Origin of the sequence: Niameybacter sp., assembly GCF_036655075.1 — a bacterium.
Taxonomy (GTDB): domain Bacteria; phylum Bacillota; class Clostridia; order Lachnospirales; family Cellulosilyticaceae; genus Holtiella.
On sequence record NZ_JAVVQU010000012.1, the window covers coordinates 1 to 8,543 of the forward strand.

Consider the following 8,543-nt stretch of genomic DNA (forward strand, 5'->3'; position numbering starts at 1 on the left):
CATAAATTTCATTTGTATGCCTCCTCATTTTTATAACGAATACTGTCTCATTATATCTTCCTAATCTTGACAACAGTATGTCAGGGTTATAAATTAAATCTATAAGTTACACAAAGGAGCCTCTACCTATGAAAACGGATCGCCTAATAGCTATTATCATGATTCTTCTCAACTGTGAAAAAACTACTGCTACCAAACTTTCTGAAATATTTGAAGTCACACCTAGAACCATTTATCGAGATATCGATACCATCGCTCAAGCTGGCATTCCTATTGTCACCACCACAGGTGTGGAAGGCGGCATTGGTATATTACCCGCTTATAAAGTGGATAAACAGTTTTTTTCTGATTCGGACATTCAGTCCCTTTTAATGGGGCTTTCTAGTATTTCAACCACGTTGCCTCAAAAAGAACTCATTGGTACAATAGAAAAACTCAAAACACTTCTACCTCCTGAGTATGCGCAGGATCTCTTACTTAAGTCCAATCAAATTACTATTGATCTTACGACTTGGATGGGCAACAAAAAATTTATACCTACTTTAGAAAAACTTAAAAAGGCACTAAACACGAGTACACTTGTTAGATTTGACTACTATAACTTAGAAGGCACTAAAACCAATCGGGTTGTAGAACCCTATCAACTCATCCTTAAAGAATCTTGCTGGTACTTGCAGGGTCACTGTACTTTAAAAAACGACTTTAGAATCTTCAAGTTATCTCGCATATTCGGACTAAACATTGTAAACTCAACCTTCATCCCCCGTGACTTTACACCCCTGCCCCTGAGTGGAAAAGGTTGGATTGACAAACAACTCATTTCTATACAGCTTCGTATTGATGCCTCTCTTCTAGAAAAAATGATAGAACTTTGCGGTGAAGAAAATATCCAAGCAGGTGATGGGCATACCTTTATTGTCAATTTTCCCTTTGTACCTGATGCTATGGGTTATAACCTTCTTCTAAGCTTTGGTGCTCAATGTGAATGTCTATCGCCTGACTTTGTTCGCACAGCCTTAAAACATCATATCAAAAAGCTTTATCATATGTATGATAGCAGTCTACCTACCGAGTAGACGCCTGTATCACTTGAAACAAAAAGCCTTGCAATTTTCAAATCTTAAGGCGTTGCAAGGCTTCTATTGTTCCTACTCTACACTTGTTCTTTCTGCTGCATAAATAGGACCATTGTCTTTTTTAGGTATCACAATCAAGCAAATCATACTCACCAAAGTAAGTGTACCCAGTAAGAAGGCCACCATGCGGTAGGGCAAAAACTCTCCAAGTATACCTGCTACAAACTGAAAGGTTATCCCTCCTACAGCAAATATAGTACTAAACAAAGCCTGCACCCTTGCACGTATGTCGGGAGGCAAATAAGACTGGATAGCTACTGAACGAATTGTTGCACTAGCACTTCCAAGCGCCCCACACAAAAATCGGTTTACGACCATTAACGGATAAGGCATAAACAATAGCAAGGCATCCATACTATCGTAGACTGTATACACTAGCTTGGTAAAAGCATAACGCTTATTGGCTGGTATGACAAACTTGTATTGTATCATGCCACCTAGCACCCTTCCTAGCATTTCAGCACTTTTCAAAAAACCTAGCATGGTTATAGACAACATGGGCTGTGTTTGGTAATATGCTTGTGTCATAACAGTTACCCCTTCTGATGCCCCACAAGTAATACTCATATAGGTATAAATATTTTTCACTCCATGCTCTTGCTTCAAATACATAAAGCCTTCTTTCATATCCTTAAAGTACATCTTCAATGTATATTTTTCTGATCTATGACATCTCTTTTCTTGAATGCACATTTCTGCAATAACTGAAATAAGTGTAAGCCCTGCTACACTATAAAAAATCATACTTATAGAAACTTGCTGATACAAAAAGGTTGCAACAGGTGCCATACAAATGGTAATCAAAGGATAAAGCATCCCACTCACTGCAAACCCCTTTTGCTCAAATCCTACTGGAATCAAGTCTGGATACCACGCAGAAAAGCTTAGTCTATAAAAGACAGAAATAGTCCCTACCATCAGTACGAAGACAATATACATCCCATAGTTAAATCCAATCTGTGTGGCCCATACACCCATGCCTAAATATAAAACCATCATGAGTAGGTCTAAACCTACAATCCATTTTTTCTTACTCCCCCTGTCTATAATCGGTGCAACCAATATAGGCAAAATCACATCGGGTAGCATCCCGCATATTAATAAAATAGCTGCAAGTAGGGTGGACTGTGTCTCATCAAACACCAGAAGGCTAAGGGGCAGATTCATTGCCTCTCCACCTATCGCCGACAAGATTGTAGCCACTGTTATACACGAAAAATCCTTGGTCCATAAAGTCTCTTTTTTATTCCCCATTTTTACTTCTCCTTCTTCATCTCTTTCTCATTCAAGCATAACCTAGAATTAAAAAGATGTAAAAAGATATATTTTGAGAAATTTCAACTCTGTTTACCTATTTAAACTTACATCATCGTCATTTTTGAAGAAATTTCTTCTTGAAACTCAAAAGCTTTTTTATACTTTTTTTGTTTACGATAAGCCTGCGTTATTTGTTCTCTATAAAAATAGATATAACCAAAGTGTTTTTCCTGCTCAAGAACTTTTATAAGCTGTTCCATCAGCTCTAAATAGTCAGGGTCTTTTAAGTAATCCTCTTTAAGCTCCATCAAGGCTTCCTCATACATCAACTGATGTGCCTCTGACTCATCTTCCTTTTCTATGTAAGTCTTCATACCCTCTAGATAGAGCTGCACCTCTTCTAAACGCCCACTGCGAATGCAGACAAGTGCCTTTTTCTGGTAAAGCAAGAAACTTTCTTTAGTCATCTTGTTCAAGTACATCATAGCCTTTTCATAGTCCTTCTTAGTGAGGTAGACAGCTCCCATGTTATAATACACCGGCTCATCATCTCCTTGCCAATGTGTATGTTGCATCAATCGTAAGCCTCTTTCATAATGTTCAAGCATTAATTCGTCTAAGTCCAATGTCGCATATGCATCAGCCTGTGCAAAAAAGGTATGTGCCAGTATATAAGTGTTGCCTTCCTCTACAGCTAGCTCCCTACAAATCTTAGCCCGCCTTTGAATTTCAGTGTAGTGTCCCAACTGATACAAAGGGATGAATACTTTCAAAAGACTATAGCTTGTCCCTAATATTCGATGGGCTTTTTCATAGGCTTCTAAAATTTCTTCCCACTTACTTTCTATAGGCGTAAGCAAATAAAAAATCCCTAACTGCTCTTCTGTCATACAATCCTTACAGCTTTTTACAAGCTCATATACGTCTTCTCCCTCTAGTCCACAAATCAACCTATAATCTAGGCCAAGCTCACTATAGCCCAAACACGCTCCTAGTGCTTTCACTTCTACAAAAGCCTCTCTTGGCAGTCCGTAATTCATTTGATAATAATACTGCTCTATCAGCTTTCTTCCCTCTTCTAATAGCTGTGAATCGTTGCAATAAGTGATCCCTAAATTGGCAAATAACTTCATGACGATTTGCTCATCTGCCCTAACCTGCCCCTTTTCAATTTTGCACAGATAGCTCACTACACAGATGCCATAACAAATCTCCTTTTGCCCCTTGTCTTGTTTGATTCGCTCCATACGCAGTAAGTTTCCTATAAAGTTTCCGCCCATATGTTCACATCCTCATTCTGCTTGTTTTCTTTATTAGGTATTTTATCACATGTACTATCCTAAGCACTATTAGCTATATGAAATAAAACTAGCTAGTAAAAAAGTGACACTGTCTGGTCATATAAAAATAGTACCTCCATATATGAAGGCACTCACTCTATTAACTATTAAACGGTAAGGTTAGATTTGCGCTTCTTTTAAGTATAGTACTTAAGGTAAGTGAAAACAATATATACTATGGTATAATAGAATCAAAGAAATGATATAACGAGATAATTGGTATAAAAACAAAGATATAAAAAAGCATACGAACTTTTTTAAAAAAAGGATATTAAATACTTTAAAGTTGGGCAAATTTTCTTCTCTTGCTAAAATTCATAAGTATTTATTAGATGAAATCTATAACTTTGCAGGGGAACTAAGAACAGTTAATATTGCAAAAGGGAATTTTCGTTTTGCACCATTGATGTATTTAGACGCTGCTTTGAAACATATAGATAAAATGCCTCAATCCACTTTCGATGAAATCATAGAAAAATATGTCGAAATGAATATTGCTCACCCTTTCAGAGAGGGTAATGGAAGAAGTACAAGAATATGGGTTGACTTAATGCTAAAAGACAGCTTATCAAAAACTTTGGTAATTTTTTTACTCAATATGTTTTTTTATAAGCTGTTTACTTTTTCAACTTTAATAGGACCTTCTCGTCCAAGTTTCATAATGATTAAATCTGTTCCTATCATTATGAAACTTGGGCATTCTTTGTTCCTATTTACCTTAAAGCTTTAGGACTTTCCTATGATTTATCTAAAACAATACATTATTTCCATCACCTACTCTACACTTATTCCACAGTCACAGACTTGGCTAAATTCCTAGGTTTATCCACATCATTTCCTTTGAGTACAGATGTGTAATACGCCAAAAGTTGTGTAGGGACAACTGCCAAAATAGGCATGAGTAGATCGCTTGTCTTTGGAATTTCAATGACTTGGTCTGCCACTTGTTGAATATGTGGTGTGTCTTCTTTGGCAATGGCAATGACATAGCCTCCTCTTGCTTTGACTTCTTTCATGTTGGAAACCATTTTTTCTACAAGGTGGTCTTGTGTTGCAATGGCAAGTACAGGTGTGCCTTCTTCAATAAGAGCGATGGTTCCATGCTTCAATTCTCCTGCTGCAAAGGCTTCTGTATGAAGGTAAGAAATCTCTTTGATCTTAAGAGCTGCTTCCATAGCTGTTGTGTAGTCTACACCACGGCCTAGATAGAAAGCACTAGTAGCTTCTACCAATATACGGGCTACATCTTGAATGTGATCTTTCTCACTTAAGATGATTTCTACCTGAGTGCCTAATGCCTCAACCTCTTGAATATAGTCTGTGTAGCCTCCTTCAGTAAGGGTACCTTTTGTATAAGCAAAGTGCAAAGCTAATATATAAAAGGCCACTAGTTGTGCTGTGTAAGCCTTAGTTGAAGCTACTGCAATTTCTGGCCCAGCCCATGTGTAAAATAGGTCATCGGCTTCTCTAGCTACTGAAGACCCTACCACATTGGTGATGGCAAGTATTCTGCCGCCTCTACGTTTAGCCTCTTTCAAGGCTGCTAGTGTATCTGCTGTTTCACCTGACTGTGACACGACAATAAGAAGTGTTTTACGATCTATAAAAGGGTCACTATATCGAAACTCTGAAGCAATATCTACAGTTACAGGAATCCTTGCCAACTTCTCTATGGCATATTTTCCCACAAGGCCTGCATGGTACGCTGTTCCACAAGCTACAATATATATCTTATCTATTTGCTGTAAATCTTCTTTTTGAAGTTTAATCCCGTCCAAATGAATATGCCCCTTTTCATCTAGACGTCTCCCAAGTGTCTCTCGAATAGCTGTAGGTTGCTCGTAGATTTCTTTCATCATAAAATGGCTATATCCATTTTTAGAAGCGGCTTCTTTATTCCAATCTATATGAGTCACTGTCTTATTCACCAAATGACCTTGTGAATCTTGGATACGTAAGTGACCTTTATCTAAAATAACCACTTCATGATTATCTAGATAGTACACATCTCTTGTAAAACTAAGGATTGCTGGAATGTCAGAAGCTACAACATATTCCCCATCCTTCACACCTACTACAAGGGGACTTTCTTTCCTTGTTGCCATAAAAGTATCTGGATAACGACTACTGATTATCCCCAGTGCATACGCCCCTTTTAGACGACTAAGCGCTTGATACACAGCATTTTCAAAGTCTCCTTCATCGTATAAATCTATAAGATGAGGAATGACTTCTGTATCTGTATCAGAAACAAAGGTATATCCTTTTTCTACAAGTTCTGCTTTTAGTTCCAAATAATTTTCAATAATGCCATTGTGTACAACAGCTATCGTTTCGTCCTCACTTAGGTGAGGATGGGCATTTTCTTTTGAAGGTACCCCATGTGTAGCCCATCTTGTATGCCCAATCCCTATGCTACCTACCATATGCTCTTCTTTGACTACAGCTTCTAGTACTTTCAGGCGTCCCTTTTCCTTAACACATTTGAGTAGATGCTTTTCGTCTAATATAGCTACACCGGATGAGTCATACCCTCTGTACTCAAGGGCACTAAGCCCTTCCAAAATAATTGCTATTGCATCTTGTTTTCCATAAAATCCTACAATTCCACACATCTTTTACAACCTCCTGATTTGATCAGGGGGAACTCACTCAAGATGTTTTGTCTTATAAGTTGCCCTATAGTTTTGTCATCTTGTTAGGGTGTGATCCCTCTAGAGCATCCGCCGAATTTTCGATCACTCTAGCCCTCGTCAACTTGACTTGTCAAGTTCTGGCGCTTCATCTTTTTCTTTCCCCCTTGTAGATGGATTACTTTTATATTTTATTCAAATCCCTAAAAAATGTCACAAAAGGACTATAAAACTAGAAATTATCAACTCGTTTTATAGCCCTTTTACTATTTAGTAGGGTTAATATTCATTTTCATAAAGAGTTTATGCATTTCGCAACAACCTCTCGTTCATTCATCTACAAAATATAGCTCTACTTATTAGCGCATACCAATGTACATGCCTATAAAGTATGGAATGAGCCATATTGCCCATACTACAATACTAAACTTATGGAAAGATTGCTTCTTTGATGCATCTCCTTTGTACAGTACCCATGTCGCCCAACCTGCGTGGAATAACATGAGAACGATAGCAATAAAACCTGTAATGCCATGCAGCGGTGAAGCTACTGCCTCTGCACTTTTAGCAATGGCACCCATTGTTAAGGTGCCTATAGTATCACATACTAGACCCAACCAAAAAATGATGACATGCTTCTTGGCAAGTATGCCTGCTTTTCTTTCTCCAAATACCCCAATAGTATAAACGACTAATGCTAATGTGATGGTTACAATTGCAAAGATTAATTTAGAATCCATTATATTTTCTCCTCTTTAATTTTACGACTTAATAGTTGAAGTGCTTCGGTAATTTGTGCAACTTCTGCTGCACTGAGCTTATCAAAAACTTGACTAAAACTTGTATTCATACTTTCTCTAAAGGTCTTGGCAAACGCTCTTCCTTGTTCTGAAAAGGTAATGTACGTATTCCTTTTATCTGTATCTCTTTTTTCCTTTTGTAAGTATCCTGCTTCTTCTAACCGACTTACAATACCAGATACCGTTGCCTTAGAAAGAGACAGTTCCCCACATAATCTAGATATGGTCATCTCTTTGTTGTGTGCAATAAGCTTAATCACTAACGTCTGCTGAGGTGTCAGTCCAATCTCTTTCATACTTTGACCAATTTGACAGTGCATACTCGAATAAATCTCTTTGATCAACATGACCATTTCAAAATCTTTCTTCTCTCTCCCCATTATTGCCTCCCTATATGGATTTTTCTATATTCCTATTCCACTTCATCCAGCCTATTCCAAAGCATACGCCACCACCAAAAAGCGCTGTTCTAAGCCCAATATAAAAAGGTGCCCAGTAAATGGGATTAATAAAAGTAGTGGAGCGGATTACAATACTCAATGTCATCATAAATGCCATAATCATCATACCTGCCATCATCCATACCAATGCTGCTAGAACCATCAAAGTTCTTTTACCACATCTTGGTGTAAAATCCTTCACATCTCCATTAGTTCGTATACGAACTATTTTACTTCTTTATTCTATGTCGCTTTCTACTATTTGTCAACTAGTATTTTTTATTCATGCATACTTCATTAGAATAGGGTATAATGAAGTTATCTTGTAGTAAATCATGAAGGTTTGCACCTTTATCCAGGAGGACATACTATGAAAAAATTAATATTTATTAGTCTCATGAGCTTAAGCACGCTCTTCTTACTTGTTGGATGTGGTGGTAGCTCTGTTTCTAACCGAGATATTGAAAGATTGTATAGCACCGACCAAGGCAATCGTCATATTGTGGTAATTGAAGTAAAACAATCCCATCTCTCCTTCGACCTTAGTAAGCACCTTAAAGATGCTATGAATAAGGTCGAAATTGCCATTCCTGTAGATCAACAATTTTATGAGGATGTGGAAAAAGGGGATAAGCTCAGTAGCGATTTTAGAATGGGTTCACTGCTCACTTCAGGCAGTGTAGGTTCTTGGGATATTACTGTTAAGGATAAGCTCATTCTAGAATAAGAGTTGAGTACCCTTTGTATATGTTTGATGTTTTACAACCTAAAAAGAGAGGATGTTGCATGGTTTTCGCCAAGTGCAACACCCTCTCTTTTTAGGTTCATATCTCTCTGTTCAAATCTTCTCTTCAAATCCTCGCTTACTTTTATCTGCCACACCTTTTATCAACTACTATAAGCATTTTATTTATTCCCCATAGATATAAAGATACTG

Annotated in this window: 8 protein-coding genes and 1 pseudogene; 3 read left to right on the forward strand and 6 right to left on the reverse strand. The window is 37.5% G+C overall.

Annotated features, from left to right (window positions below; translation table 11 throughout):
• Window positions 1-128: 128 nt before the first annotated feature.
• Window positions 129-1,076, forward strand: coding sequence for a helix-turn-helix transcriptional regulator (locus RRY75_RS04935; RefSeq protein WP_332493396.1), 948 nt, complete (start codon window positions 129-131; stop codon window positions 1,074-1,076).
• A gap of 72 nt (window positions 1,077-1,148) precedes the next feature.
• Here RRY75_RS04935 and RRY75_RS04940 read toward each other — a convergent pair whose 3' ends face one another.
• Together RRY75_RS04940 and RRY75_RS04945 are read right to left on the reverse strand one after the other, a co-directional pair.
• Window positions 1,149-2,390, reverse strand: coding sequence for an MFS transporter (locus RRY75_RS04940; protein ID WP_332493397.1), 1,242 nt, complete (start codon window positions 2,388-2,390; stop codon window positions 1,149-1,151).
• A gap of 107 nt (window positions 2,391-2,497) precedes the next feature.
• The gene (locus tag RRY75_RS04945; RefSeq protein WP_332493398.1) at window positions 2,498-3,673 is read right to left on the reverse strand and encodes a hypothetical protein; all 1,176 of its coding nucleotides are present in this window, start codon (window positions 3,671-3,673) and stop codon (window positions 2,498-2,500) included.
• A gap of 331 nt (window positions 3,674-4,004) precedes the next feature.
• Between RRY75_RS04945 and RRY75_RS04950 the strand changes: the two are divergent.
• Window positions 4,005-4,313 (forward strand): annotated as a pseudogene (locus RRY75_RS04950) (Fic/DOC family protein); the annotation flags it as partial.
• Between the two features lie 205 nt (window positions 4,314-4,518).
• Here the strand turns inward: RRY75_RS04950 and glmS are convergent.
• The 4 genes from glmS to RRY75_RS04970 all read right to left on the reverse strand — a co-directional run bounded on the left by glmS (window position 4,519) and on the right by RRY75_RS04970 (window position 7,808).
• On the reverse strand, window positions 4,519-6,348 hold the full coding sequence (gene glmS / locus RRY75_RS04955; protein ID WP_332527438.1) for a glutamine--fructose-6-phosphate transaminase (isomerizing): 1,830 nt from the start codon (window positions 6,346-6,348) through the stop codon (window positions 4,519-4,521).
• Window positions 6,349-6,725: 377 nt separating this feature from the next.
• Complete coding sequence (locus tag RRY75_RS04960) at window positions 6,726-7,106, reverse strand: HsmA family protein (RefSeq protein ID WP_332494325.1); 381 nt, start codon at window positions 7,104-7,106, stop codon at window positions 6,726-6,728.
• On the reverse strand, window positions 7,106-7,546 hold the full coding sequence (locus RRY75_RS04965) for a MarR family winged helix-turn-helix transcriptional regulator (protein WP_332494323.1): 441 nt from the start codon (window positions 7,544-7,546) through the stop codon (window positions 7,106-7,108). The genes RRY75_RS04960 and RRY75_RS04965 overlap by 1 nt, the downstream gene beginning before the upstream one ends.
• A 10-nt stretch (window positions 7,547-7,556) precedes the next feature.
• Window positions 7,557-7,808: a hypothetical protein gene (locus tag RRY75_RS04970; RefSeq protein WP_332494322.1), complete on the reverse strand. Its 252-nt coding sequence runs from the start codon at window positions 7,806-7,808 to the stop codon at window positions 7,557-7,559.
• Between the two features lie 168 nt (window positions 7,809-7,976).
• Here RRY75_RS04970 and RRY75_RS04975 point away from each other — a divergent pair, with 168 nt between their 5' ends.
• Window positions 7,977-8,333 (forward strand): hypothetical protein, encoded by a 357-nt coding sequence (locus RRY75_RS04975; protein ID WP_332494321.1) that lies wholly within the window; start codon window positions 7,977-7,979, stop codon window positions 8,331-8,333.
• Window positions 8,334-8,543: the final 210 nt, after the last annotated feature.